The organism is Kitasatospora sp. NPDC097643 (assembly GCF_040302625.1).
Taxonomy (GTDB): Bacteria; Actinomycetota; Actinomycetes; order Streptomycetales; family Streptomycetaceae; genus Kitasatospora.
The window spans coordinates 24,962-49,174 of sequence record NZ_JBEOSA010000051.1 but is presented as its reverse complement, the minus strand read 5'-3'; the positions used below and the strand labels follow the sequence as shown (position 1 = coordinate 49,174).

Below are 24,213 nucleotides of genomic sequence, written 5' to 3'. Positions count from 1 at the left end.
GGCTGGGTGAGGCATGGAGGTAGCCCGTGAGTGCCTTACGGAGGCATTCCGCACATGGCAGTCCAGTTCAACCACACCATCGTTTCCGCCCGGGACAACCGGGAGTCCGCCGAGTTCCTGGCGGGGATCCTCGGGCTTGAGGTCGGCACCCCGTGGGGGCCGTTCGTCCCGGTGGCCACCGACAACGGGGTCACCCTCGACTTCGCGAGCGTTCCGCCGGAGTCGATCGTCCCGCAGCACTACGCGTTCCTCGTCTCGGACGAGGAGTTCGACGCGGCCTTCGCCCGGATCGAGGCGGACGGCGTCCGGTACTTCGCCGATCCGCGGATGGAGCACCCGGAGGAGATCAACCACCACCACGGCGGCCGGGGGCTGTACTTCCTCGACCCGGCCGGGCACGGGATGGAGATCATCACCCGGCCGTACGGGAGCCACTGAGTACCGGAGCCGCTGAGGCGTAGCGTCCGTCGTTCTGCCCCGCGTCGTCGCTGATGGCGCGGGGCACCGCCGTGTCAAGTGCCGGTACGTCCAAGATCGCGCCGACGGCTGCCCGGACGTTCGTTGTCGTGGCCGTGGACGGCTCCGCAGACTGTGCGCACCGCCCCGCACCGCCGCCACACCGCCTTCGCACGGCCACCGCCGTCCAATCCCACCCCGCCTGCGATTCCCTCGTAAGGATGATGGATACTGCTCCTTGTGAACGTGTTCACGTTCACAAGCGGACAAGCTTGCGCGGTTAGGCAGCGGTCTACGGCTATAGATGAAGTTTGTCCGAAACATGCCCATTCAAGGGCCGGTTGGAGAGAGGGCGACGTGGAACTGGCAATCGCTCACGAGACCATCGCGCGATGGCAATTCGGCATCACCACCGTCTACCACTTCCTCTTCGTTCCGCTCACCATCAGCCTGGCCGCCGTCGTGGCCGGACTGGAGACCGCCTGGGTGCGGACGGACAAGGAGAAGTACTTCCACGCCACCAAGTTCTGGGGAAAGCTCTTCCTCATCAACATCGCCATGGGCGTGGTCACCGGCATCGTGCAGGAATTCCAGTTCGGCATGAACTGGTCGGACTACTCCCGTTTCGTCGGCGACGTCTTCGGCGCCCCGCTCGCGATGGAGGCGCTGATCGCCTTCTTCTTCGAGTCCACCTTCATCGGCCTGTGGATCTTCGGCTGGGACAAGCTGCCGAAGAAGCTGCACTGCGCCTGCATCTGGATGGTGGCGCTGGGCACCGTGCTCTCCGCCTACTTCATCCTCGCCGCCAACTCCTGGATGCAGCACCCGGTCGGCTACGCGATCGACCCGGTCACCGGCAAGGCGCAGCTCACCGACATCGCCAAGGTGCTGTTCCAGAACACCACCCTCACCGTCGTCGCGCACACCCTGACCGCCGCCTTCCTCACCGGCGCGGCCTTCATGGTCGGCATCGCCTCCTTCCACCTCTGGAAGGCCAAGCGCAAGCCGGAGACCGCAGACCCGAAGAAGACCGCCGTGATGCGCACCTCGCTGCGGCTCGGCCTGGTGCTCGCGGTCGTGTTCGGCCTGGGCACCGCGCTCAGCGGCGACTCGCTCGCCAAGGTCATGTTCGAGCAGCAGCCGATGAAGATGGCCGCCGCCGAGGCCCTGTGGGACACCCAGTCCCCCGCGCCGTTCTCGATCTTCGCGGTCGGTGACGTCAGCAAGGGTCACAACTCGGTCGAGCTGGAGATCCCGGGGATACTGTCCTTCCTCGCCAACAGCGACTTCAGCTCCGCCGTCCCCGGCATCAACGACACCGCGAACGCCGAGGCCGCCAAGTACGGCGGCGACCCCAAGGACTACATCCCGAGCATCTTCGTCACCTACTGGGGCTTCCGCCTCATGATCGGCTTCGGGATGACCTCCTTCGTGGCCGGCGTGATCGGGCTCTGGACCACCCGGAAGAAGCGCTTCCTGGCCCCCGAGTTCCGCACCGGCGAGACCGAGGTGCCCCGGCTGATGCTCACCCCCAGGCGCGAGCTCGGCCCGTTCCTCACCAAGTGGAGCTGGCGGATCGGCATCCTGACCATGGGCTTCCCGCTGATCGCCAACAGCTTCGGCTGGGTGTTCACCGAGATGGGCCGCCAGCCCTGGGCCGTGTTCGGGCTGATGACCACCGCCAACGCCGTCTCCCCCAACGTCGGCGTCGGCACCCAGATCGGGGCGCTCACCACCTTCACCGTGCTGTACGCGATCCTCGCCGTGGTCGAGGTCCGGCTGCTGGTCAAGTACGCCAAGGCCGGCCCGGTGGTGACCGAGCGGCCGCCCGCCGAGGACCCGTCGCTGCGCGGCCCGTCCTCGGGCGAGGACGCCGACAAGCCGCTCGCCTTCGCGTACTGACGCCCACCGGGACCCCTGCGGAACTGAGGATCTGACATGCAACTCCACGACGTCTGGTTCGTGCTGATCGCGGTCCTGTGGATCGGCTACTTCTTCCTGGAGGGCTTCGACTTCGGGATCGGCATCCTGACCAAGCCGCTCGCCCGCGACACCGCCGAGAGACGGGTGCTGATCAACACCATCGGCCCGGTCTGGGACGGCAACGAGGTGTGGCTGCTGACCGCCGGCGGCGCGACCTTCGCGGCCTTCCCGGACTGGTACGCGACGCTGTTCAGCGGCTTCTACCTTCCGCTGCTGGCGATCCTGGTCTGCCTGATCGTGCGCGGCGTGGCCTTCGAGTACCGGGCCAAGCGCTCCGGCGCGCGCTGGCAGCGGAACTGGGAGGAGGCCATCTTCTGGACCTCGCTGATCCCGGCCTTCCTCTGGGGCGTGGCCTTCGCCAACATCGTGCGCGGCGTCGACATCGACGCGCAGAAGAACTACGTGGGCGGCCTCGGCGACCTGCTCAACCCGTACGCGCTGCTCGGCGGGCTGGTGACGCTCAGCCTGTTCACCTTCCACGGCGCGGTGTTCGCCGCGCTCAAGACGGTCGGCGACATCCGCGAGCGGGCCCGCCGGGCGGCGCTCGGCGTCGGTGTGGTGACGGCGGTGCTGGCGCTGGCCTTCCTGATCTGGACCCAGCACGACAGCGGCAACGGGCGCAGCCTCGTCGCGCTGGCCGTCGCCGTGCTCGCCCTGGTCGGCGCGCTGGTGGCCAACCAACTGGGCCGCGAGGGCTGGGCGTTCGTCCTCTCGGGCGCGACCGTCGTGGCCGCGGTGGCGATGCTCTTCCTGGCGCTCTTCCCGAACGTCATGCCGTCCACCCTGAACCCGGCCTGGAGCCTGACCGTCGGCAACGCCGCGTCCTCGCCGTACACGCTGAAGCTGATGACGGTCGTGGCCGCCGTGTTCACCCCGCTCGTGCTGCTCTACCAGGGCTGGACGTACTGGGTGTTCCGCAAGCGCATCGGCGTCCAGCACATCCCCGGGCACGACCCGGCGGCCGCACTCGACCAGGCCTGACGCCGTGAAGCCCGTCGACCCCCGACTCCTCGGGTACGCCCGCACCACCCGGGCCTTCCTCGCCGGTTCCGTGCTGCTCGGCGCGGCGGGCGCGGCCCTGGTGGTCGCGCAGGCCGGACTGATCGCCGAGATCGTCGTCCGCGCCTTCCAGCAGCAGGCCGGAATCGGCGAGTTGAGCACCCCGCTGGTGCTGCTCGCGCTGACCGCGGTCGGCCGCGGGCTGGTCGGCTGGCTCACCGAACTCACCGCGCACCGGTCCGTCGCCCGGGTGAAGTCCACCCTGCGGCGCCGGCTGCTCGACCACGCCACCGCGCTCGGCCCGGCCTACCTGGCGGGCCGGCGCACCGGCGAACTCACCACCCTCGCCACCCGGGGCGTCGACGCCCTGGACGACTACTTCGCCCGCTACCTCCCGCAGTTGGCGCTCGCCGTGGTCGTCCCGGTGATCGTGCTGCTGCGGATCCTCGGTGCCGACCTCACCTCGGCCGCGATCATCGCCGGGACGCTGCCGCTCATCCCGCTGTTCATGGTGCTGATCGGGATGGCCACCCAGGCCCGGATGGACCGGCAGTGGGACACCCTGGCCCGGCTCTCGCACCACTTCCTCGACGTGGTGGCCGGGCTGCCCACCCTCAAGGTCTTCAACCGGGCCCGCGTCCAGGCCGCCACCATCGCCCGGATCACCGCCGACTACCGCCGGGCCACCCTGCGCACCCTGCGGATCGCCTTCATCTCCTCCTTCGCGCTGGAGCTGCTCTCCACCCTCTCCGTCGCGCTGGTCGCGGTCTCCATCGGCTTCCGGCTGGTGGACGGCACGCTCGACCTGGAGACCGGGCTGCTGATCCTGATCCTCGCCCCCGAGGTGTACTTCCCGATCCGCCAGGTCGGCGCGCTCTACCACTCCAGCGTCGAGGGGCTGACGGCGGCGGACGGCATCTTCCAGGTGCTGGAGACCCCGCTGCCCGCCGCCGGTACGGTGCCGGCGCCCGCCCTCGCCGGGGCGGTCGTCGCGGTGGACGGCCTGGTCGTCCGCCACCCCGGGCGGACCGAGGCCGCGCTGGACGGCGCCGCGCTGACCCTGCGCCCCGGTGCCACCGTCGCGCTCACCGGCCCCAGCGGCGCCGGCAAGTCCACCCTGCTCGCCGTCCTGCTCGGTCTCGTCGCGCCGGAGGCCGGCACCGTCCGGATCACCGCCGCCGACGGGCGGACGTACGACCTGGCCGAGCTGGAGCCGGCGAGCTGGCGGCGGCAGATCGCCTGGGTGCCGCAGCACCCGCACCTGTTCGCCGGGACGGTCGCCGAGAACCTGCGGCTCTACCGGCCGGAGGCCGGCGACGAGCAGCTGTGGGCGGCGCTGCGGGCCGCGCACGCGCTCGACTTCGTCCCCGCGCTGGACGCCCGGCTCGGCGAGGACGGCGCCGGGCTCTCCGCCGGGCAGCGGCAGCGGCTCGCCCTCGCCCGGGTGCTGCTCGCCGACGACCGGCCGCTGGTCCTGCTCGACGAGCCCACCGCCCACCTGGACGGCGCCTCCGAGGCCGCGGTGGTGGACACCGTCCGGGCGCTGGCCGCCGACCCGGGGCGCACCGTGCTGCTGGTCGCGCACCGACCCGCGCTGCTGGCGGCGGCGGACGAGCGGGTCCGGCTGGCGGGTCCTGCTCCGGAGGCGAGCGGGCGCGTCACCCCGCGGCTCGCGCACAGCGGGCGGCCGGTGCCCGCCACGGTGATCGAGGACGAGCCCACCGGGGCGACCGGTGCCAGGCCGAGGCTGGCGCTGTCGATCCTGCTCGGCGCGCTGGCCCTCGGCTGCGCCGTCGCGCTGATGGCCACCTCCGGCTACCTCATCTCCTACGCCTCCGAGATGCCGCCGGTGCTCTACCTGATGATGGCCGTCACCTCGGTGCGGGCCTTCGGCATCGGCCGCAGCGTCTTCCGGTACGCCGAGCGGCTGGTCTCGCACGACGCGGTGCTGCGCACCCTCGGCACCGTCCGGGCCGCCGTCTACCGGCGGCTCGGTGCGCTCGCCCCGGCCGGGCTGCCCGCCTTCCGGCGCGGCGACCTGCTCTCCCGGCTGGTCGCCGACGTGGACGCGATCCAGGACCACTACCTGCGCTGGCGGTTGCCGGCCGCCGTCGCGGGCGTGGTGTCGCTGGCCGCGACCGTGGCCGTCGGCGCCTTCCTGCCCGCCGCCGGGCTGGTGCTCGGCCTCGGGCTGCTGCTCGCGGGCGCGGTGGTGCCCGCGCTGGCCGCCCGCTGGTCGGCGGGCGCCGAGCGGCGGCAGGCCCCGGCGCGCGGCCGGCTCGCCACCACCGTCGTCGACGCCTTCACCGGCACCGCCGAACTCACCGTGGCCGGCGCGCTGCCCGGCCGACTGGCCGCCGTCCGGACCGCCGACGAGGCGCTGACCCGGCTGGCCGCCCGCTCGGCCGCCACCACCGCGCTCGGTACCGGGCTGGTCGCGCTGCTCACCGGGCTGACCGTGACCGGCGCGGCGGCCGTCGGCATCCAGGGGGTGCGCGGCGGCGCGCTCGCGCCGGTCTGCCTGGCCCTGGTGGTGCTGACCCCGCTGGCCGCCTTCGAGGCCGTCACCGGGATGCCGCTCGCCGTCCAGGCCCGCCAGCGCAGCCTGGCCGCGCAGGCGCGGCTGGACGAGGTGCTGGGGGCGGCGTCCCCGGTCACCGAACCCGCTGCCCCCGTGCCGCTGCCGGCGCGGCCGCTGCCGGTCGCGGTGCGCGGGCTGACCGTCCGGTACCCCGGGCAGGCCGTGGACGCGCTCGCCGGGGTGGACCTGGACCTCGCCCCCGGGCGGCGGATCGCCGTGGTCGGCCCGTCCGGCTCCGGCAAGACCACCCTCGCCCAGGCGTTGCTGCGCTTCCTGGAGCCGGGGGCCGGGACCGTCACCTTCGCCGCCGGTCGTCCACAGGCTGTGGACAGCCGCGCGCTGGCCGGCGAGGACGTCCGCCGGGTGATCGGTCTCTGCGCGCAGGACGCCCACGTCTTCGACAGCTCGCTGCGGGAGAACCTGCGTCTCGCCCGCCCGGGAGCCGACGAGGACGAGCTGCGCGCGGCCCTGGCCGCCGCCCGGTTGCTGGAGTGGACCGAGCGGCTGCCCGACGGCCTGGACACCATGGTCGGCGAGCACGGCGCCCGCCTCTCCGGCGGCCAGCGGCAGCGGCTCGCGCTCGCCCGGGCGCTGCTCGCCGACTTCCCGGTGCTCGTCCTGGACGAGCCCGCCGAACACCTCGACCTGCCCACCGCGGACGCCCTCACCGCCGACCTGCTGGCCGCCACCGAGGGCCGCAGCACCGTGCTGATCACCCACCGGCTGGCCGGGCTGGACGACGGCACGGTTGACGAGGTGCTGGTGCTGGACGGCGGCCGGGTCGTCGAGCGCGGCCGCTGGTCGGAGCTGCTGGCCGACGAGCAGGGCCGGCTGCACGCGATGTGGCGGCGGGAGCGGGAGGCGGACGGGCGGCTGGAGCCGGTGGGGGCGGGCGCGTAGTCGCGCCGCCCTTCGGGGGAAAACCGTACAAACTAGGCTCGGCTCCATGGACCCCACGCCAGACCGCCCCGCTGCCGCCCCGGAGGCCCCCGCCCCCGAGCCGACCCCCCACCGGGTGCCCGAGATCGCCTCGCTCGGCCTGGACACCCTGGTCACCGAGGTCGCGGAACGCCTCCAGTCCGCCGCCGCGGTCACCGACCGGATGCAGCGGCTGCTGGAGGCCGTGGTCTCGATCGGCGCCGGGCTCGACCTGCACGCCACCCTGCACCGGATCGCCACCGGCGCCGCCGAACTCGTCGACGCCCGGTACGCGGCGCTCGGGGTGATCGCCCCCGGGGGGACCGGCCTGGCCGACTTCATCCACGTCGGCATCGACGACCCGACCGCCGCCGCGATCGGCGAACTGCCCGCCGGGCGCGGCATCCTCGGCGTGCTCATCGACCGCCCCGAGCCGCTGCGCCTGGTCGACCTCGGCGCCGACCCGCGCTCCTCCGGATTCCCGCCGCACCACCCGGAGATGCGGACCTTCCTCGGGGTGCCGATCCGGGTCCGCGAAGAGGTCTTCGGCAACCTCTACCTCACCGAGAAGAAGGGCGGCGGCGCCTTCACGCCCGAGGACGAGCAGGTGGTGCACGCGCTGGCCGCGGCCGCCGGCGTCGCCATCGAGAACTCCCGGCTGTACGAGGAGGGGCGGCGCCGCGAGCGCTGGATCGCCGGCGCCGCCGCCGTCACCACCGCGCTGCTCTCCGCCGAGCAGGCCGAGGCCGCGCTGACCGTCGCCGCCGAGCAGGTGCGGGAGTTGGCGGACGCCGCGCTCGGCATGATCCTGCTGCCGACCGAGCCCGCGGACGACGGCCGCGGACAGTACGGGCAGATGCGGGTCGCGCACGCCTCCGGCGAGGCGGCCGACTTCGTCCGCGGCGAACTGCTGCCCGAACACAGCTTCGCGGCCCGGCTGTTGGAGGGGGAGAGCGTCTACCTGGACGACATGTCCAGCGACCCGACCGTGGTGATCCGGCTGGCCCGCAACTTCGGCCCGTCCATGGCCGTGCCGATGGTCTCCGCCGGGCGGGTGCTCGGCGGGCTCTGCGTCTGGCGCCCGCGCGGCGCCGTACCGTTCACCGAGGCCGAGAAGCAGCTCGCCGGGACCTTCGCCTCGCAGGCCGCGCTCGCCCTGCGGCTCGCCGAGGGCCAGCGCGACCAGCAGCGCCTCGCCGTCTTCCAGGACCGCGACCGGATCGCCCGGGACCTCCACGACCTGGTGATCCAGCGGCTGTTCGCCACCGGGATGATGCTGGAGAGCGCCGCCCGGCGCAGCGTGGTGCCGGAGGTGAAGGTCGGCATCGGCAAGGCCGTGGACGAGCTGGACGCCACCATCCAGGAGGTCCGCACCACCATCTACGCCCTCCAGCACGACAACCACGGCGACGCACCGGACACCCTGCGCACCCGGGTGCTGCGGGAGGCCAGCCAGGCCGCGGCGGCCCTCGGCTTCAAGCCGAGCGTGAGCTTCGTCGGGCCGGTGGAGAGCCTGGTCGGGGAGAAGACCGGGCGCCAACTCCTGGCGGCCCTACGGGAGATGCTGTCCAACACGGCCCGGCACGCGCGGGCCTCCCGGGTCGGTGTCGAGGTCGACGCGACCGTCCACCTGGGCGATGCCGGGCGGCCGGTGGGCGGCGACCCGGAGTCGCCGGACCGGGTCGGGCGGCCGGGGGTGCTGCTGACCGTCACGGACGACGGGATCGGCATCCCGGAGGGCGGCCGGCGCAGCGGTCTGCTCAACCTGACCCGGCGGGCCGAGGTGCTCGGCGGCGACGCCTGGCACGAGGTCGGGCCGTACGGGAAGGGCACGATGGTGCGCTGGACGGCCCGGCTCTGAACGGCGTTCAGCAGGGCTCGGGCCGGATCGTCGAGGCCGGGCCGACCGCGCGGATCTTCGGCGACCCGCGCGACCAGCGGACCTCCGACTACGTCAACGGGCGCTTCGGCTAGGAGAGTTGCAGGAGCTCTTCGAGCACCGCCGCGACGCCGTCCTGCTCGTTGCTCACGGTGTGCAGCGGCACCGCCGCCAGCACCTGCGGGTGCGCGTTGGCGACGGCGTAGGCGGTGCCGGCCCAGGCCAGCATCTCCAGGTCGTTCGGCATGTCGCCGAAGGCCACCACCTGGCTCCGGTCGATCCCGTGCCCGGCGCACCAGCGGGCCAGCGTGCTGGCCTTGGTGACGCCGGGCGCGCTGATCTCCAGCAGCGGGATCGGCGCCGAGCGGGTGATCTCGGCCAGCTGCCCGGCCGCCTCCCGGGCCTGCGAGAGCAGCTTGTCCGGGTCGAGGTCGGGATGCTTGGCCAGCAGCTTGAACAGGCCGCGCACCGGCCCGCCGGCCCCCAGCAGCTCCTCCGCCGGGCCGATCGGATGGTCCACGTCCTCGCCCCACATCGGCACCTCGTACCCGGGCTCGCGGGCGAACCCGGCCGGGTACTCGAAGGCGAACGCCGTCCCGGGCAGCTTGGCCCGCAGCGCCTCGACCACCGCCAGCGCGGTGTCCGCCGCCAGCGGGAACGACTCCAGCAGCTCCCCGCGCCGGACGTCCACGACCGCGCCGCCGTTCGAGCAGATCGCCACCCCGTGGCCGCCGATGTGCGCGCTGACCTGCTGCATCCAGCGCGGCGGCCGCCCGGTCACGAACACCACCTGCACCCCGGCCGCCTCCGCCGCCGCGAGGGCCGCGGCGGTGCGTGCGGTGACGGTGCCGCCGGCGCAGAGCAGGGTGCCGTCCAGGTCGGTGGCGATGAGGCGGGGGGCGGTGCGGGCTCGGGTCACCGGTCCATCTTCGCCCATGGGTGCGGCCCGGTCACCGGTGCGGTGGGCGCCCGGTGGGCTCCAGGTGGGCTCCCGGTGGGTGTCGACGGCCGCCGGTTTCGGCCCCCGAGGCGCCGTTTCCGGCCGATTCGGGCCCGGCCGGGGTGTTCCGCGTGCAGCGGACGGGCAGGACTGTCCCCGGCCACCCCGTCGGCAGGAAGAGCCATGCCCACTCGCCAGCTCCGAGACGAGCCGCTCCCGACCGCCCCGCCCGCCGCCTCCGCGACCTCTCCCTCCCCCGATGCGCCTCGGGCCGCCCCGCGGGAGCCCGTCCTGCTCGGCGACGTCCTCCTCGACACCCTCGCCGAGATCGCCCGCCGCGCCCCGGAGCAGGCGGGCGGCGCCGCGCCCCGTCTCCCGGCCCAGCGCACCCGCCCGCACCCGTGAGTTCCTAGCGCAGCTGCGCCAGGCCCTCGGTGGCGATCCTCTCGAAGACGTCGAGGTCGTTCTCGAAGACCGAGTCCGGCACCGGCCAGTGGATCACCAGCTCGGTGATCCCCAGCTCCTGGTACGTGCCGGCCCAGTCCACGAAGGCGTCCAGCGAGGCCAGCGGCTGCTCCGCCGTCGAGCCCTGGAGCAGCACCTTCTCCAGCGTCGCCACGTCCCGGCCCTGGGCCTCGCAGGCCGCCGTGAGCTTCTCGATCTGCTTCGCGATCACCTCGGGCGCCTGCTCCACCGGCACGTCCGCCGGCCCGCGCGGGTCCCCGTACGTCACCCAGCCCTGCCCGTACTCGGCCGCCAGCTTCAGCCCGCGCGGCCCGGTCGCGGCGACGTAGAACGGCAGCCGCGGCTCCTGCGCGCAGCCCGGGATGTTCCGCGCCTCGACGGCCGAGTAGTACGTGCCCTCGCGGGTCGTGGCGTCCTCGCGCAGCAGCTCGTCCAGCAGCGGCAGGAACTCCCCGAACCGGTCCGCGCGCTCCTTCGGTGACCACGCCTCCTGCCCCAGCGCCGTCGCGTCGAAGCCCACCCCGCCGGCCCCGATGCCCAGCGTCACCCGCCCGCCGGAGACGTCGTCCAGGGTGATCAGCTCCTTCGCCAGCGTCACCGGGTGCCGGAAGTTCGGCGAGGTCACCAGGGTGCCCAGCCGGAGCCGCTCGGTGGCGGTGGCGGCCGCCGTCAGGGTCGGGATCGAACCGAACCACGGCTCGTCCCGGAACGACCGCCAGGAGAGGTGGTCGTAGGTGTAGGCGGCGTGGAAGCCGAGCTCCTCGGCCCGCCGCCAGATCTTCTGCCCTTCGCTCCACCGGTGGATGGGGAGGATCACGGTGCTCAGTCGCATGCCCCCGACCCTACGGGAGCCGTCAGTGGTCAGCGCCCTCCGACTGCACGACGCCGGCGGCGACCGTGGGGCGGGCGTCGGCGAGTTGGTCGGCGGTGACCTCGACCGCCGGTGCGGACCGGCTCCCCGTCGGATTCAACGCGGTAGCCAGCCCAGCAGGGTCGTCGCCGTGAACACCGCGCCCGACGCCAGGCAGACCGCGCGCGGGGTCAGCCACCCGGGGCCTGCCGGGGGCTGTGCCGGGGGCTGGGACTGCGGGACCGGAGCCAGCAGCGCGTCCGCGAAGGCCTGGGCGGTCGGCGGTCGGTCCGCCGGCTCGACGGACATCGCGGTCCGCAGCAGCAGAGCGACGTGCGGCGGGAGCTCCGCTCCGGCCGGGAGCGTCGGCAGCGTCGAGGCGGTCGACTGGTCGGTCATCAGGGCGGTGGCGCGTCCGCCCGGGCCGAACGGCTTCTGCCCGGTCAGCAGCTCGTAGGCCACGACGGCCAGCGCGTAGACGTCGGCCCTCCCGTCGAACCCGCCGGTCTGGAAGGCCTGTTCCGGCGCCATGTACGCGGGCGTGCCCGTGGTCACCGTCAGCCCGGATGCGTCGGCCAGCTGCTTCGCGCTGCCCAGATCCGCCACCAGCACCGCGGCCGGCGCGGGGCCGGTGGCGAGCAGCAGGTTGGACGGCTTGACGTCGCGGTGCACCACGCCCGCCTCGTGCAGGACCTGGACCGCGTAGGCCGACTCCGCGGCCAGCCGCAGCGCCTCCTGCGGGTCGCACTGCCCGACCCGGTCCGCCAGGGTGCCGCCGCGTACGTAGTCCATGACGAAGTAGGGCCGGTCCTCCTGCACCCCGACGTCGTGCACCCGGACCACCCGCGGGCTGGCGATCCGGCGCAGCAGTCTCGCCTCCGCCAGGAACCGCTCGCGCACATCGGCGTTGGCGGCCCAGTTCTCGGCCAGCACCTTCACCGCGACCTCGGTGTCGAGCTCCGGATCGTAGGCCTTCCAGACCGTGGCGAAGGAGCCGGCTCCGAGCCGCTCCAGGAGGAGGTAACGGCCGAGCTTGCGCATGTGGCAGCATTCTGCCGGAGCCGGGGGGAGTGCGGAACTCCCGGTCGGCGGGTGGGGTGCCAGACGGGACGAAACGGGGGGAACCGGGTGTTCGAGGAAGCCGAGCTGGAACGGCTCGTGACGGCGGCTCAGGCCGGGGACCCGGGGTCGATGGAGCACCTGCTGGCCAAGCTGCGGCCGATGGTGCTGCGCCGCTGCGCGCGCTTCCTGCCCCACCACTCCGACGCGGAGGAGGCCGCGCAGGACGCGCTGCTGTCCATCAGCACGCACCTGGGCACGTACGGCGGCCACGGCTCCTTCCAGGGCTGGGTGACGGTGATCGCCTCGAACGCCGCCCGGTCCACCTACCGCTCGATGCGCCGGCGCGCCGAGGACAGCCACGCCGACCTGCCCGAGTCCGTCGACCCGCGCACCACCAGCGTCATCGCCGGGACCCGGCTCGACGTGATGGAGGCGCTGGCCGCGCTGGAGCAGCAGCACCCCGCCCTGGTGGAGTCCTTCGTGCTGCGCGACCTGGGCGACCTGACCTACGTCCAGGTGGCCGAGCAACTGGACGCCCCGTTGGGCACGGTCAAGGACCGTATCCACCAGGCCCGCCGCTTCATGCGCGAGCGCCTGGTCGCCGGTCTGTGAACGGCGGTCCCGCGGCGGGCGGCGGTCGCACCGTCGTCCGGCGCCGGTCCGCCGTCGCCGCCCTGGTGGCAGCCGCCGCGCTCGGGCTGGCGACCGGCCGGTTCGTCCTGCCACCGCCCGCCGGCGCCACCGCGCCCCCGGCAGCGCGGTCGGATGCCGCGGTCGGCGGGGCGTCCCAGGGCGCGTCCGCTCTCGCGACGCCCGGCGGGTCCGTCCCGACGCCCGCGTCCTCGGCCTCCGGCTCCGCCTCGCCGACCGGTGCGACCGGTGCGACCGGGCCGATGACGACCGCGAACCTGCTGGAACCCGCGGCGTTCAGCCCGGAGTTCGGCAGCGGGAAGATCCACGTCACCGACCGGTACGGCGACGGGGCGTACGCCAACGCGGCCTGCACCGGCGAGAAGACCCTCGGTCAGACCCTGGGCGGGCGCGGTGCCCACTTCCGCGGGCTGATGACCGGCCCCCGCACCAGCCCGGACGACCCGACGGTGGCCGCCGACCGCGACGGCCAGGTCGCCCGCGAGGTCGCCGCCGAGACCCCGAGCCCTTCCCTGGCGCAGAACTTCAGCGAGCGCCTGCTGCTGGAGGAAGTGCCCTGCCAGGAGGAAACGCCAGGGCACTGGGTCTACGGAAGGACCACGACGGTGCAGCTCGCCCCGGACGTCACCGCGAGCTGGATGGGCTACTACCAGGGATCGCTCAACACCACCGGCAGAGCGCCCGAGGGCAAGGAGCCCTGCGGCGGCATCGCCGTGCTGCGCAGCGGCAACCACTACGGAGTGCTGGAGGTCCACGCCTGCCTGGGCACGGCCGCGATGGACCGCGTCGTCAGGACCGCTCTGTCACAGCTGTGAAACAGCCGGTCAGGGCTCCAACTTTCCCTCCAGCGGCGGCATCTCCCCGGTTGTACGAGGACGCAGCAGGCGTCCCGACCAGCAGGGGGACCAGATGACCGAGAACCAGCCCGTCCAGAAGTCCGTCCGCCGCAACCGGCTCGCCGCCGCGGCCTGCTTCGCCGCCGCACTGATCACGGCCAGCGTCGTCGGCACCCAGTCGGCCACCGCCGACGGGGCCGCGCACAACGCCGCGCAGCGCAACGCGGTCGCCGCCCGCCCGGCCGCGGTCGCGGTCGCGGCGCCCGGACTCGGCTCCGCCCACCTCGTCCAGAGCGAGGACATCCCGAAGGGCATGAACCCGGTCGGCGCGACCATCGAGCTGACCGGACGCGACGCGCTGTCCGCGTGCTCCGGCGAGGAGACCATGCGCGACCTGACCAAGGGCCAGGCCAGCGCGTACGCGTCCGTGAACTGGACCTTCGACAACCACGGCATGCTGCGGGAGTCGGCCGCGAGCGCCCCCACCGGGACCGCGGCCGACACCTGGGAGAAGCAGCTCGTCGCGCTCGTGCAGGACTGCCAGGACGAGCCCGCCGGCCACTGGCACTACGGCGCGGCCCACACCCTGACCGTCACCGGCGGCACCGCCCGCTGGTACCCGGCCTACAACGGCGACGGCGGCGCCGCCGGCGGGGTCGCGGTCCTGCGCAGCGGCACCAAGGTCGCCATCGTCGAGGTCACCGGCCAGGCCGGCTCCGTCGAAGGCACCGCCACCGCAGCACTGAACCGCCTCTCCTCCTGAGCGGCAGCCCCGCTCCGCCCGCACCGCCGGGCGGAGCGGGCCCCGAACAACGAGGAGGGCGCCATGGTCCACCCGAACCCGAGGTGATCGGAAAGTTTTTTCGGCGCGCGGCAACCTTTGCGGAGCCGGTGACCACAAGGGAGTGGATCCGGCCGGTTTCGCCGGCCGGATCCGCACCTCTACCGTGACCGGTTCGCAAGGAGAACGTCTACCCATGAGCACTCCTCCGAAGGGCAGCCGACGCGGGCGCCACCGCCGTCGTGTGGGCGCCACCGCTCTGCTGCTCGGTGTGCCCCTCGCCGCCGTGTCGTACTTCTTCGTCCACGAGGAGTCCCAGGCCGCGACGGTCGACAGCGATGCCTACTACCGGCTGGTCTCCGTACGCAGCGGCCAGGTGCTGGACGTCAACGCCTTCGCCACCGCCGACGGCACCCGCATCCAGCAGTGGACCGACCAGAACACCGCCAACCAGCAGTGGAAGCTGCGGTCCACCGGGGACGGCTACTACGAGCTGGTCAACCGCAACAGCGGCAAGGTGCTGGGCATCGCGGGCGACTCGACCGCCCAGGCGGCCGTCGCAGAGCAGCAGACGGACCGTTCCGCCGCCTCCCAGCAGTGGAAGGTCGACAGCGTGAGCGGTACCGACGCCGTCACCCTCACCTCCCGCAGGAGCGGCCAGGTCCTGGACGTCTCCGGAAGCTCCACGGCCCAGGGCGCGCAGGTCATCCAGTGGCCCGGGTGGGGTGGTGCCAACCAGCAGTGGAAGCTGGTCAAGTCGGGCGGCACCCAGACGTCCGGGAACGGCTCGTACGTGTGGCAGAACGCCCCCGTGGCGGGCGGCGGTTACGTCACCGGGCTGGTCTTCAACCAGAAGGAGAAGGGCCTGCTGTACGCGCGCACCGACATGGGCGGCGCGTACCGCTGGGACACCGGCGCCGAGCAGTGGATCCCGCTGACCGACTGGGTCGGCCAGAAGGACTGGAACCTGCTGGGCATCGAGTCGCTGGCCACCGACCCGGTCGACCCGAACCGGCTCTACCTCGCGGCCGGCACCTACACCAACGAGTGGGCCGGCAACGGTTCGATCCTGCGCTCCACCGACCGCGGCCGCACCTTCCAGCGCACCGACCTGCCGTTCAAGCTGGGCGGCAACGAGGACGCCCGCGGGGCGGGCGAGCGCCTGGTGATCGACCCCGCGAACCACGACAACCTGCTGCTGGGCACCCGCAAGAACGGCCTGTGGCGCAGCACCGACGCGGGTAAGACCTGGAACCAGGTCTCCTCGTTCCCGGTCAAGGACGGCGCGAGCTTCGGCACCGGCATCTCCTACGTGACGTACGGCCCGGCCGGCAGTAACACGATCTACGTCGGCGTCGCCGACAGGTCCACCAACCTGTACCGGTCCACCGACGGCGGCAACTCGTGGCAGGCGGTCTCCGGGCAGCCCACCGGCCAGGTGCCGCAGCACGGCGTGCTCTCCGGTGACGGCTCGCTGTACGTGTCGTACTCCAACAACACCGGCCCGAACAACGTGTCGGGTGGTTCGGTGTGGAAGTACACCGGCGGGGCGTGGAAGAACATCTCGCCGTCGCAGGGCAACTACGGCTTCGGCGGTCTGGCCGTCGACCCGCAGAAGCCGTCCACGGTGATGGTCGCCACGCTGGACCGCTGGTGGCCGCAGGACGAGGTCTACCGCAGCACCGACGGCGGTGCGACCTGGAAGACCCAGTCCGACAGGTCCGTGCGGGACGCCTCCATCGCCCCGTACCTCGGCACCGGCATCGGGCACTGGATGACCGCGCTGAGCATCGACCCGTTCGACTCCGGGCACGTGATGTACGGCACCGGCAACGGCATCTGGGCCAGCAAGGACGCCAACGCGACCGACAACGGCGGCACCAGCCACTGGTTCATCGGAGCCCGCGGGCTGGAGGAGACGGCGTACTACGACGCGGTCTCCCCGCCCGGCGCCGCCGCCCTCATCACCTCGCTGGGCGACCAGGGCGGCTTCGTGTACGACGACCTGACGAAGGAGCCCACCGGGCGGCTGACCAACCCGGAGATCTACAACAGCACCTCCGTCGACTTCGCCCAGTCCAACCCCTCGCTGGTGGTCCGGGTCGGCCGGGGCGGCAAGCAGGACGGCGCCCTCTCCACCGACGGCGGCCACACCTGGAACGGCTTCAAGGGCGAGCCGGTGCCCAGCGCGGACAGCGGCCACATCGCGATCGCGGCGGACGGCTCCAGCTTCGTCTGGGCCGAGGCCGGCCAGGCCCCGTACCGCTCCACCGACCGGGGCGCGAGCTGGTCGAGGGTCAACGGCCTCGGCAACGATGCCGTGGTCGTCGCCGACCGGTCCTCGGCCAACACCTTCTACTCGCTGAGCAACGGCACGCTCTACGCCAGCACCGACGGCGGCGCGAACTTCACCGCCCGCTCCGGCAACCTGCCGGGCGGCAAGCTCAGCGCCGTCCCCGGCATCGCGGGTGACCTGTGGCTCGCCGGCGACGGCACGGGTCTGCTGCACTCCACCGACGGCGGCCGCAGCTTCAGCAAGCTGTCCTCGGTGGAGTCCGCCTCCGCCGTCGGCTTCGGCAAGGCCGCCCCGGGCACCTCGTACCAGGCGCTGTACCTGATCGGCACCGTCAAGGGCGTCGCCGGCGTCTTCCGCTCCACCGACCAGGGCGCGAGCTGGGTTCGGATCAACGACGACGCCCACCAGTGGGGCAACTTCGCCGGCTCGCGCATCATCACCGGTGACCCCGACACCTACGGCCGGGTGTACATCGGCACCAACGGACGCGGTCTCCAGTACGGCGACCCTTCCTGATCACGATCCCGGTACCCGAGCGGGGCCGCAGGCGCAACTGCCTGCGGCCCCGCCGTGGTTGAGGGACGTACGTGAGCTGCCGCAGCTCCACGGGCCACCTCCCCGCCCACCGTCATTCCGGGCCGCTCCCGCCGCGCCCCAGGGCGGTGCCCCACCGTTCGGCGACGGTGGCCGCGTGCGCGAAGTGCGCGGCGGCCTCGGCCTCGCGGCCGAGCAGACGGGCGAGTTCGCCGAGCGTGTGGGCGACCGGGCGGATCGCCAGGGTGAAGCCCGCGGCGGGCGGCGGTGCGTCGCGGTGGGGGAGCAGGGTGCGGTACAGCTCCTCGGCCCGCTCCTTCTCGCCGAGCGCCACCGCGGCCGTCGCGCGGAAGGTCGCGAGGACCGTGAGGAGGTAGTCCGTGCGCAGCGGGCGGACCCGGGTCAGGACGGCGCGGGCCTCGTCCTGTTGCCCGGCGGCGCACAGGGCCGCCGCGAGCACGTCCGCCGTCCCGTACTCCTCGGCCAGCCGCCGGGCCTGCGGGACGAACTCCCCGAGCCTGCCCTGGGCGGCCCGGATCGTCGCCGTCGCGATCCGCAGGAAGCCGTCGGCGTGCGGGGAGCCCTGCCTGGCCATTCCCGCGGTGGCTTCGGCGTACAGCTCCTCGGCGTCCTCGCCGCGTCCTTCGATCAGCGCCCGGGTCGCCAGTGCGGTCTGACCGACCACGATGGGCCCCGGCATGCGGTACGCCCGGGCCAGTTCCATGCAGGTGTCGATGTGGCCGTACGCGCCGGCGGCATCGCCTTCGGCAGCGGCGGCGGTCGCCAGGGAGAGCAGGCCGAACCAGCGGAAGGCGGGCAGGTCGTGCTCGGTGGCGAGCCGGACGAGCTCCTCGCTGCGCTGCGCCAGTTCGCGCCCCTCGTGCTCGGGGCCGAGCTCGCGGAGCAGCGCCGCGAGCGCCCGCGCGCGAAGGCCCGGGTCCCCCAGGGCCGTTGCGAGCTCGACGGCCTCCCCGGCGGCGGTCCGCACCCGCGGGTCATGGACGTCGGACAGTTCGGCGCAGTAGGCGAGCAGCAGCCCGCACCGGGCGGCGGGTGCCAGGTCAGGCAGGTCCAGCGTCCGGCCGAGCAGCGCGACGACGGGCTCGTCGACCGCGCCGTACGGCCGGGTCTGCCACGGGGTGGGCTCGGACCACGCGGTGAGCGCGCGGGTCACCAGCTCGCTCCGGCCGGTGCCGACCGCGCAGTTGATCGCCCGCTGCCGGGTCGCGCGGGCGGCCATGACCGCCCCGGCCCGCAGCTGGGCGCGCAGCAACCTGCCCAGCAGGTCGACGCGTTCCGCCTCCCGGTCCTCCGCGGGGGCGGCCGGGGTGCGGTCGAAGCAGTCCAGTGCCGCGGCGAGCAGCTCGGCCGCCGCGTCGTGGGCGTAGCGGCTGATCGCCAGGTCGGCCGCGCGCAGCCCGTAGCGGACGCCCTTGGCGGCCGTCGCCGACGCCGCCGCCCGCGCGAAGTGGTGGGCCAGCGCGGACACGTCGCTCGACCCGAGCGCCTCCAGGCCGGCCGCGATCCGTCCGTGCATGCGCCTGGCCCGCAGACCGCCGAGGTCGGCGAGCAGGGTGTCGCGCACCAGGGCGTGGGTGAACCGGACGCGGCCCGGGGCGGGTTCGGTCAGCAGCCCGGCGACCAGGCCGGCGTCCAGTGCGCCCAGGACTGCGTCCTCGTCGGTGTCCGCGGCGCCGATCAGCAGCTCGACGTCCGCCTCACGACCGACGACCGCGGCCAGCCGCAGCACCGCCACCACCGTCTCGGGGAGGCGCCCGAGCCGGCGGCGCACCACGTCCCGGACCCCCTCCGGCACCTCGGACAGGGCCACCAATGCACCTTCGCTGCCGAGCAGTCGGGCGCTCTCCCAGACGTAGAAGGGGTTTCCGCCGGTGCGTTCGGCGAGCGCGGCGACCGTCCCGGCGTCCACCGGCCCGGTACCCGCCGCCCTGATCACCTCGGCGACGGCCGAGGTGGGCAGCCCCGGCAGCGGCAGCCGCAGCGGTGACCTCCCGGCGAGCACGGCGAGTTGCTCCGTGAGCGGGCCCTCGATCTCGTTCGGACGGTAGGCGGCCACGACCAGGACGGGTGTCCCCGGGGGCAGGTCGGTCAGACCGGTCAGCAGGGCGAGCGTCTCGGCGTCGGCCCAGTGCAGGTCGTCCAGCAGCACGGCCAGCGGCCGCTCGCCGGCTACCGCCGCGAGCCACTGCGACACCGCGCGGTTCAGCCGGAACCGGCCGGCGGCCACGTCCTCGTCGGGGCCGTGGCCGGATGCGCGGTCGGAGAGCAGCGGGGCCAGGACCTCGGCGGACCCGGCCGGGGGCGGTGCGGCGGCGGCGATCGTCCGCAGTGCCTCCACCCAGGGCCAGGCGGGCGGCGCGCCCTCGTCGTCGGTGGCCTGGCCGACCGCGACCAGCCAGCCGTCGGCACGGAGCCGGTCGCCGAGCCGCTCCAGCAGCTCGGACTTCCCCAGGCCCGCCTCGCCGGTGACCAGTGCGACCTCGGGCCCCGCGGCGGCCGCCCGACCGGCGGCCGCCACCAGCCGGGCGAGTTCGGCCTCGCGGCCGACGAACGGGCGCGGGTCGGTGGTGGGTCGGTGCGGTGGTGCCGGGAGGTGCCGGCCTTCGGGCGGGGTCGACGGCCGGTGCTGCGGAGCCTCCGTCGCGGCCAGCAGTACCGCGGTGCGACCGCCCAGGATGGCCGCTTCGAGGTCGTTCAGCGCGGGCCCCGGGTCGAGACCGACCTCGGCCGCCAGGACGGCGCGGGCCCGGCGCAGCGTCGCCAGCGCGTCGGCCTGCCGGCCCGCCGCCCACAGCGCCAGCGCGTGCAGCCGCCAGCCCTCCTCCCGCAACGGCTCGTCGAGCGTGAGCAGTTCGGCCTCGGGAACGGTCACGGCGGCATCCGCCGACCGCAGTCCGGCGACCACGTTCAGCTCGCGTGCGAGCAGCCGCAGCTCGTCCAGCCGGGCGATCTCGGCACGGGCCCAGGACTCGTCGACGAACTCGGCGTACGCCGAGCCCTGCCACAGCGACAGTGCCTCGCCGAGTAGGCGCCGCACGGTCTCCGGCTGCCGCTCCGGGACTTCGCGCGCCTCGCGCAGCAGCCGCTCGAACCGCCAGGCGTCGACGGCCCCGTCGGGCAGGCGCAGCGCGTACCCGGGCGGTGCGCTGACCAGCAGGGTGGCCGGGGTGCGCGGTGCCCGGCCGGGCTCCAGCAGCCGGCGCAGGTTCGACACGTACGCCTGAAGCGACGTCACCGCCCGTGCGGGCGGGGCGCCCTGCCAGATCTCCTCGACCATCCGGTCGACCGAGACGACCGCGCCGCGTGCCACCGCCAGCCGGGCCAGGACCGCGCGCTGCCGCCGGCCGCCGAGCGGGACGGGCCCGCCGTTCCACTCGGCCGCGAAGGAGCCGAGCACGCGTATGGAGACCATCACCAGGCACAGCGTAGACGGCCCGGGCGTCTTTCCAAGTCGCTTCCAAATGCCCTCCAGGAGCCCCCGGCGAGGCTTCTCGCACGGACACGCCGCCACCCTCACGGCGGCCCCTTCTCCCCGGACCCCCTCCGAAAGGCAGCAAACGTCATGAAGCGCTTCACCACCGTCCTCTCCGTCCTGAGCGGCCTGTTCCTGCTGTACATCGGCCTCCTCTACCTGCTGGACCCGCAGACGGCCGCGTCCGGGTTCGGCCTGCCGAGCTGGCCCGAGCACGAGGGCACCGGCTTCCTCACCGTCAAGGGCGGGCGGGACATCGGGATCTGCCTGGGCGTCTTCGGGCTCCTGCTGACCGGCCACCGCAAGGCCCTCGGCTGGGTGCTGCTGGGGCTCACCGCCGCGCCCGTCACGGACATGCTGACGGTCCTGGGCAACCACGGGTCGACCGCCACCGCGTTCGGCGTCCACGGCCTCGCCGCCGCGGTGGTCGCGCTGAACGCCGTGCTCCTGCTGCGCGAACGCCCCGCCCCGGCCGCCGCCTGAGCAGGGCCGTGCACCGACTCGAACAACTTCGATGGGAAGTCGATCCGATTGTGCAACCGATCGCCAGTTTTCGCCGGTCGTGCAAACAATTCGCGCCGTCTCGATTAATGATTCGGACGGCTCGACTACAGTGCGATTTCCGGTGCCGGACATTCGATCGATACCGGCGGTGGATTTCCCTGGCGGAATGCGGCTGATTGCAGAGGCATGTCAGAACTTGCTCTACCGGCGACCGCGTGGTCGGGCGGCACGAGACTGGACTTCGCCCGAATACTGGCGGGCAGCTCCCACGACCTGCTGTCCGGCAGCCTGCTCGTGGCCGGGGATCCGGGCGGCTCCTTCCATCTCCGGAGCGGGGCCATCGTGGAGGTCACCTCCCCCGGCGCCCCCGGTGTCGACACCCTGCTGCTGCGCTCGGGCCGGGTCAGCGAGGCCGACTGGGCCTCGGTGGTCCGGGCCGCGGCGGCCGACGGCGCCATCGGCGTCGAGCTGGTTTCCCGGGAACTCATCGGTGCCGCGGAATTGCAGCTGATCTGCGTGATGGCGGCCCTGGACGGGGCGCTGGCCGTGGGAATGGGCCGGATCGACGGACTCACCCTCGATCACGATCCCGGTGACCGCGGCCTGGCCGCACCGGAGGGAATCGAACCGGAATGGCTGCTCCGGGAGACCGAACGGCGCATCACCGCACTCAATTCCTCGGGATTGTCGATCTCCCCCTTCCACGACCGGCTGACCCGGACGAACGCCGGCGCCGCCTGGCTGAGCGGCTGCACCGCCGGCGAGCGGCGGGAGATCCTGCGCCGGGCCGACTGCCGGCGCAGTGCGCGGGACATCGCCTTCCTGCTCGGGCGCAGCCTCTACGCCGTCACGGTGGAGGTCTCGCGGATGCTGAACGAGGGCCTGATCGAGACGGTGCCCGCACTCGGCAATCCGCCCGCGTCAGCCCTGGGGAGCGATCCGGGTCCGACCGCTGAGCGGCCGCCGGGCGCCGCGCAGGCCCCCCGGCTGCCGCACCGCCTCCCGGGGGCGAGCGGGATCAACGACGTCCTCCCGCTGCGGCCGGTGTCCGCCCGCTGGCAGCCGCCGCCGGCGCTGCTGCGGAGGTACGGGGCGGCCGACGAGCAGGGATGAGGCCTCCCACCGGGCGTCCGGCGTCGCTGGGCGCGGCTGCGAGCAAGGCGGCTCGACCGAGGTCGAGCGCGAACCCGAACGTGAACGTGAAAGTGACAGGAGAACCGTGGCTGACAGGGACGACCGGCTGGCTGCCGAGATGCGGGTGCTACGGGAGCGGGTCGTCGGCATCACCGACGTCGTGGTGGCGTCCGCCGACGGTCTGCTGATCACGGCCGACAGCGGCGAGACCGAGAGCGCGGAGGGCCTCGCCGCGCTCACCGCGGCGACCCTCAGCATCGCGCGCCGCGCGGGCACCATCGCGAGCAAGGGCCTGCTCCACCACACCGTGGCGCGGTTCACCGACGGCTTCCTGGTCGCCCAGGCGATCGGCGAGATGGCGCTGATCGGAGTGCTCGGGGACGCCGGGCTGGACGTGAAACGGCTCCACATCGAGGCGCAGGTGTCCGCGGACCGGATCGGGGACCTGCTCACCGCCGGGGGCCCGGCGGAGCCGGCCGGCTGACCGCGCCCCCGGCCCCGTCACCACGACAGGACCACAGGACAAACAGGACCACAGGACAAGAGGACGAAGGAGAAGCATGAGCATGGCGGAAGCCCGGGACTCCCGGAGCATGACCGATCGGATCGTGAGCCTGGTCAAAGGCCTGCGCGACGAGGTCCCGGACTGTGTGGCCGCCGGGGTCATCGATATGTCGACCGGCATGCTGCTGTCGGTGGAGACCGTCGACTCGCACCCGCCGGAGGTCCTCGACATGCTCGCGGCGGCCACGCTCGACCTGTTCCAGGGCCGCAACGTGGTGATGATCGAGGGCATCTTCAAGGAGCGGCGCGGGGTCGTGAGCGACCGGCACTACTTCCAGGAGATCCTCGTCAACAGCGACAACCTGGCCCACCTCTTCCTGCGGGTCGACAGCAATGACGAGGTGGTCGCCGTGGTCGTCTGCCGCAAGACGGTGAACGTGGGCATGCTCTTCGCCCAGGCCAGGCGGGTGCTGAAGGACCACGGGCGGGTGTGACGGCCGGGCGGTGGCCTGCCGGAAGGCGTGGGGTGACGGGGCGAGGCGCTAGTCTGTGCGCCGCACCGTCAGTCTGATCATGCGTTACACGGGGGTTCATTCGTCATGTCGCATTCCAAGAGGCTGCTCGCCACCGCCCTGGTCGCCACCGCCGCGCTCGGGCTCGCCGCGTGCGGGCCGGACAACTCGTCGGACCAGGCGGGCGGCGGCGGTTCGACCACGGCCGCCACGGCCGCCCCGACGGCCGCCACCGCCGCCCCGACGGGTGCGCCGGCCGGCACCGGGACGGCCGCCCCGACCGGCAAGCCGAACCCGACCGGGAAGCCGTCGGGCGGCGCCACCGACGAACCGGAGGGCTTCTGCTCGCACGGACCGATGCCGGCCGGCCAGAAGTGGATCTATCCGGGGAAGGGCACCAGCACGACCGCGCTGGTCTACAAGGACACCAAGGACGTCTGCGGGGTGAACGACGTCGGCTTCGAGCCGGTCGGCGCCGACAAGACCGCGCAGTTCGCGCCCACCGCCAAGGGGCACCTGAGCTCCGTGCTGGCCCCGCCGAAGGACGTCAACCTGGCCGACCTGGTCAAGCACATCAACGAGTGCCTGGCCTCGCCGCACAACGAGAAGGGCTCCTACCCCTGCTCGGCGGGCGACTACAAGGTGGCGATCGACGCCTCCGGCAAGGTCACCGAGCTGTGGGAGCGCGCGCACTCCTGACGGACCGGTACGGACGGTACGGGCGGATCGGCGGCGACGCCGGTCCGCCCGCCGCGGTTCGATCGCGACGTGCTCCGTTCGGCGTGCATCGGGCCGGAGTGCGGTGGTTGATCGCGTTGGCGGCGCCGGCCTGACG

General features: G+C 73.5%; 19 protein-coding genes. 15 read left to right on the top strand and 4 right to left on the bottom strand.

Going from position 1 to position 24,213, the window contains the following annotated elements:
- Positions 1-54 precede the first annotated feature (54 nt).
- From ABTY15_RS27735 to ABTY15_RS27715, 5 genes are all read left to right on the top strand, one after another.
- On the top strand, positions 55-438 hold the full coding sequence (locus ABTY15_RS27735) for a VOC family protein (protein ID WP_350601152.1): 384 nt from the start codon (positions 55-57) through the stop codon (positions 436-438).
- A 375-nt stretch (positions 439-813) separates the two neighbouring features.
- The gene (locus tag ABTY15_RS27730) at positions 814-2,358 is read left to right on the top strand and encodes a cytochrome ubiquinol oxidase subunit I (protein ID WP_350601149.1); all 1,545 of its coding nucleotides are present in this window, start codon (positions 814-816) and stop codon (positions 2,356-2,358) included.
- A 36-nt stretch (positions 2,359-2,394) separates the two neighbouring features.
- Entirely contained in the window at positions 2,395-3,420 is a 1,026-nt protein-coding gene (cydB, locus tag ABTY15_RS27725) for a cytochrome d ubiquinol oxidase subunit II (RefSeq protein WP_350601147.1), read from the top strand.
- A 4-nt stretch (positions 3,421-3,424) separates the two neighbouring features.
- Positions 3,425-6,919, top strand: a complete 3,495-nt coding sequence (cydD, locus tag ABTY15_RS27720; protein WP_350601143.1) for a thiol reductant ABC exporter subunit CydD — start codon at positions 3,425-3,427, stop codon at positions 6,917-6,919.
- A gap of 46 nt (positions 6,920-6,965) precedes the next feature.
- On the top strand, positions 6,966-8,798 hold the full coding sequence (locus ABTY15_RS27715) for a sensor histidine kinase (protein ID WP_502893606.1): 1,833 nt from the start codon (positions 6,966-6,968) through the stop codon (positions 8,796-8,798).
- A gap of 109 nt (positions 8,799-8,907) precedes the next feature.
- On the opposite strand, the gene ABTY15_RS27710 is transcribed toward ABTY15_RS27715, so the two are convergent.
- Complete coding sequence (locus ABTY15_RS27710) at positions 8,908-9,753, bottom strand: HAD family hydrolase (RefSeq protein WP_502893605.1); 846 nt, start codon at positions 9,751-9,753, stop codon at positions 8,908-8,910.
- A 186-nt stretch (positions 9,754-9,939) separates the two neighbouring features.
- On the opposite strand from ABTY15_RS27710, the gene ABTY15_RS27705 reads away from it, so the two are divergent.
- Positions 9,940-10,161, top strand: coding sequence for a hypothetical protein (locus ABTY15_RS27705; protein ID WP_350601134.1), 222 nt, complete (start codon positions 9,940-9,942; stop codon positions 10,159-10,161).
- A gap of 4 nt (positions 10,162-10,165) precedes the next feature.
- On the opposite strand, the gene ABTY15_RS27700 is transcribed toward ABTY15_RS27705, so the two are convergent.
- Both ABTY15_RS27700 and ABTY15_RS27695 read right to left on the bottom strand, forming a co-directional pair.
- Positions 10,166-11,053, bottom strand: a complete 888-nt coding sequence (locus ABTY15_RS27700) for an LLM class flavin-dependent oxidoreductase (RefSeq protein ID WP_350601128.1) — start codon at positions 11,051-11,053, stop codon at positions 10,166-10,168.
- Positions 11,054-11,188: 135 nt separating this feature from the next.
- Positions 11,189-12,112, bottom strand: coding sequence for a serine/threonine-protein kinase (locus tag ABTY15_RS27695; RefSeq protein WP_350601125.1), 924 nt, complete (start codon positions 12,110-12,112; stop codon positions 11,189-11,191).
- A gap of 87 nt (positions 12,113-12,199) precedes the next feature.
- Between ABTY15_RS27695 and ABTY15_RS27690 the strand changes: the two genes are divergently transcribed.
- The 4 genes from ABTY15_RS27690 (at position 12,200) to ABTY15_RS27675 (ending at position 17,213) form a co-directional block, all read left to right on the top strand.
- Positions 12,200-12,745 carry an RNA polymerase sigma factor gene (locus ABTY15_RS27690; protein WP_350601122.1) on the top strand — a complete coding sequence of 182 codons (546 nt, stop codon included), beginning with the start codon at positions 12,200-12,202 and terminating at the stop codon, positions 12,743-12,745.
- Complete coding sequence (locus ABTY15_RS27685) at positions 12,742-13,599, top strand: hypothetical protein (RefSeq protein WP_350601119.1); 858 nt, start codon at positions 12,742-12,744, stop codon at positions 13,597-13,599. The genes ABTY15_RS27690 and ABTY15_RS27685 overlap by 4 nt, the downstream gene beginning before the upstream one ends.
- A 94-nt stretch (positions 13,600-13,693) precedes the next feature.
- Positions 13,694-14,383: a hypothetical protein gene (locus ABTY15_RS27680; protein WP_350601116.1), complete on the top strand. Its 690-nt coding sequence runs from the start codon at positions 13,694-13,696 to the stop codon at positions 14,381-14,383.
- Between the two features lie 214 nt (positions 14,384-14,597).
- Positions 14,598-17,213, top strand: a complete 2,616-nt coding sequence (locus tag ABTY15_RS27675) for an RICIN domain-containing protein (protein WP_350601113.1) — start codon at positions 14,598-14,600, stop codon at positions 17,211-17,213.
- 112 nt (positions 17,214-17,325) lie between these two features.
- Here ABTY15_RS27675 and ABTY15_RS27670 read toward each other — a convergent pair whose 3' ends face one another.
- Entirely contained in the window at positions 17,326-20,664 is a 3,339-nt protein-coding gene (locus tag ABTY15_RS27670; RefSeq protein WP_350601111.1) for an ATP-binding protein, read from the bottom strand.
- 150 nt (positions 20,665-20,814) lie between these two features.
- Here ABTY15_RS27670 and ABTY15_RS27665 point away from each other — a divergent pair, with 150 nt between their 5' ends.
- The 5 genes from ABTY15_RS27665 to ABTY15_RS27645 all read left to right on the top strand — a co-directional run bounded on the left by ABTY15_RS27665 (position 20,815) and on the right by ABTY15_RS27645 (position 24,077).
- Complete coding sequence (locus ABTY15_RS27665; RefSeq protein ID WP_350601108.1) at positions 20,815-21,207, top strand: DUF4267 domain-containing protein; 393 nt, start codon at positions 20,815-20,817, stop codon at positions 21,205-21,207.
- A 207-nt stretch (positions 21,208-21,414) separates the two neighbouring features.
- Positions 21,415-22,341: a MarR family transcriptional regulator gene (locus ABTY15_RS27660; protein WP_350601106.1), complete on the top strand. Its 927-nt coding sequence runs from the start codon at positions 21,415-21,417 to the stop codon at positions 22,339-22,341.
- Positions 22,342-22,447: 106 nt separating this feature from the next.
- Positions 22,448-22,846 carry a roadblock/LC7 domain-containing protein gene (locus ABTY15_RS27655; RefSeq protein WP_350601104.1) on the top strand — a complete coding sequence of 133 codons (399 nt, stop codon included), beginning with the start codon at positions 22,448-22,450 and terminating at the stop codon, positions 22,844-22,846.
- A gap of 82 nt (positions 22,847-22,928) precedes the next feature.
- Positions 22,929-23,360, top strand: coding sequence for a hypothetical protein (locus tag ABTY15_RS27650; protein ID WP_350601206.1), 432 nt, complete (start codon positions 22,929-22,931; stop codon positions 23,358-23,360).
- Between the two features lie 105 nt (positions 23,361-23,465).
- Complete coding sequence (locus tag ABTY15_RS27645; RefSeq protein WP_350601101.1) at positions 23,466-24,077, top strand: hypothetical protein; 612 nt, start codon at positions 23,466-23,468, stop codon at positions 24,075-24,077.
- Positions 24,078-24,213: the final 136 nt, after the last annotated feature.

What these genes read in the sequence shown, in the direction of transcription:
- ABTY15_RS27675 (WP_350601113.1), top strand. Translation starts at nt 14,598, where the DNA reads ATGAGCACTCCTCCGAAGGGCAGCCGACGCGGGCGCCACCGCCGTCGT.
- ABTY15_RS27710 (WP_502893605.1), bottom strand. Translation starts at nt 9,753, where the DNA reads ATGGGCGAAGATGGACCGGTGACCCGAGCCCGCACCGCCCCCCGCCTC.
- cydB (WP_350601147.1), top strand. Translation starts at nt 2,395, where the DNA reads ATGCAACTCCACGACGTCTGGTTCGTGCTGATCGCGGTCCTGTGGATC.
- ABTY15_RS27650 (WP_350601206.1), top strand. Translation starts at nt 22,929, where the DNA reads ATGGCGGAAGCCCGGGACTCCCGGAGCATGACCGATCGGATCGTGAGC.
- ABTY15_RS27715 (WP_502893606.1), top strand. Translation starts at nt 6,966, where the DNA reads ATGGACCCCACGCCAGACCGCCCCGCTGCCGCCCCGGAGGCCCCCGCC.
- ABTY15_RS27665 (WP_350601108.1), top strand. Translation starts at nt 20,815, where the DNA reads ATGAAGCGCTTCACCACCGTCCTCTCCGTCCTGAGCGGCCTGTTCCTG.
- ABTY15_RS27645 (WP_350601101.1), top strand. Translation starts at nt 23,466, where the DNA reads ATGTCGCATTCCAAGAGGCTGCTCGCCACCGCCCTGGTCGCCACCGCC.
- ABTY15_RS27680 (WP_350601116.1), top strand. Translation starts at nt 13,694, where the DNA reads ATGACCGAGAACCAGCCCGTCCAGAAGTCCGTCCGCCGCAACCGGCTC.
- ABTY15_RS27660 (WP_350601106.1), top strand. Translation starts at nt 21,415, where the DNA reads ATGTCAGAACTTGCTCTACCGGCGACCGCGTGGTCGGGCGGCACGAGA.
- ABTY15_RS27670 (WP_350601111.1), bottom strand. Translation starts at nt 20,664, where the DNA reads ATGGTCTCCATACGCGTGCTCGGCTCCTTCGCGGCCGAGTGGAACGGC.
- ABTY15_RS27695 (WP_350601125.1), bottom strand. Translation starts at nt 12,112, where the DNA reads ATGCGCAAGCTCGGCCGTTACCTCCTCCTGGAGCGGCTCGGAGCCGGC.
- ABTY15_RS27700 (WP_350601128.1), bottom strand. Translation starts at nt 11,053, where the DNA reads ATGCGACTGAGCACCGTGATCCTCCCCATCCACCGGTGGAGCGAAGGG.
- ABTY15_RS27735 (WP_350601152.1), top strand. Translation starts at nt 55, where the DNA reads ATGGCAGTCCAGTTCAACCACACCATCGTTTCCGCCCGGGACAACCGG.
- ABTY15_RS27705 (WP_350601134.1), top strand. Translation starts at nt 9,940, where the DNA reads ATGCCCACTCGCCAGCTCCGAGACGAGCCGCTCCCGACCGCCCCGCCC.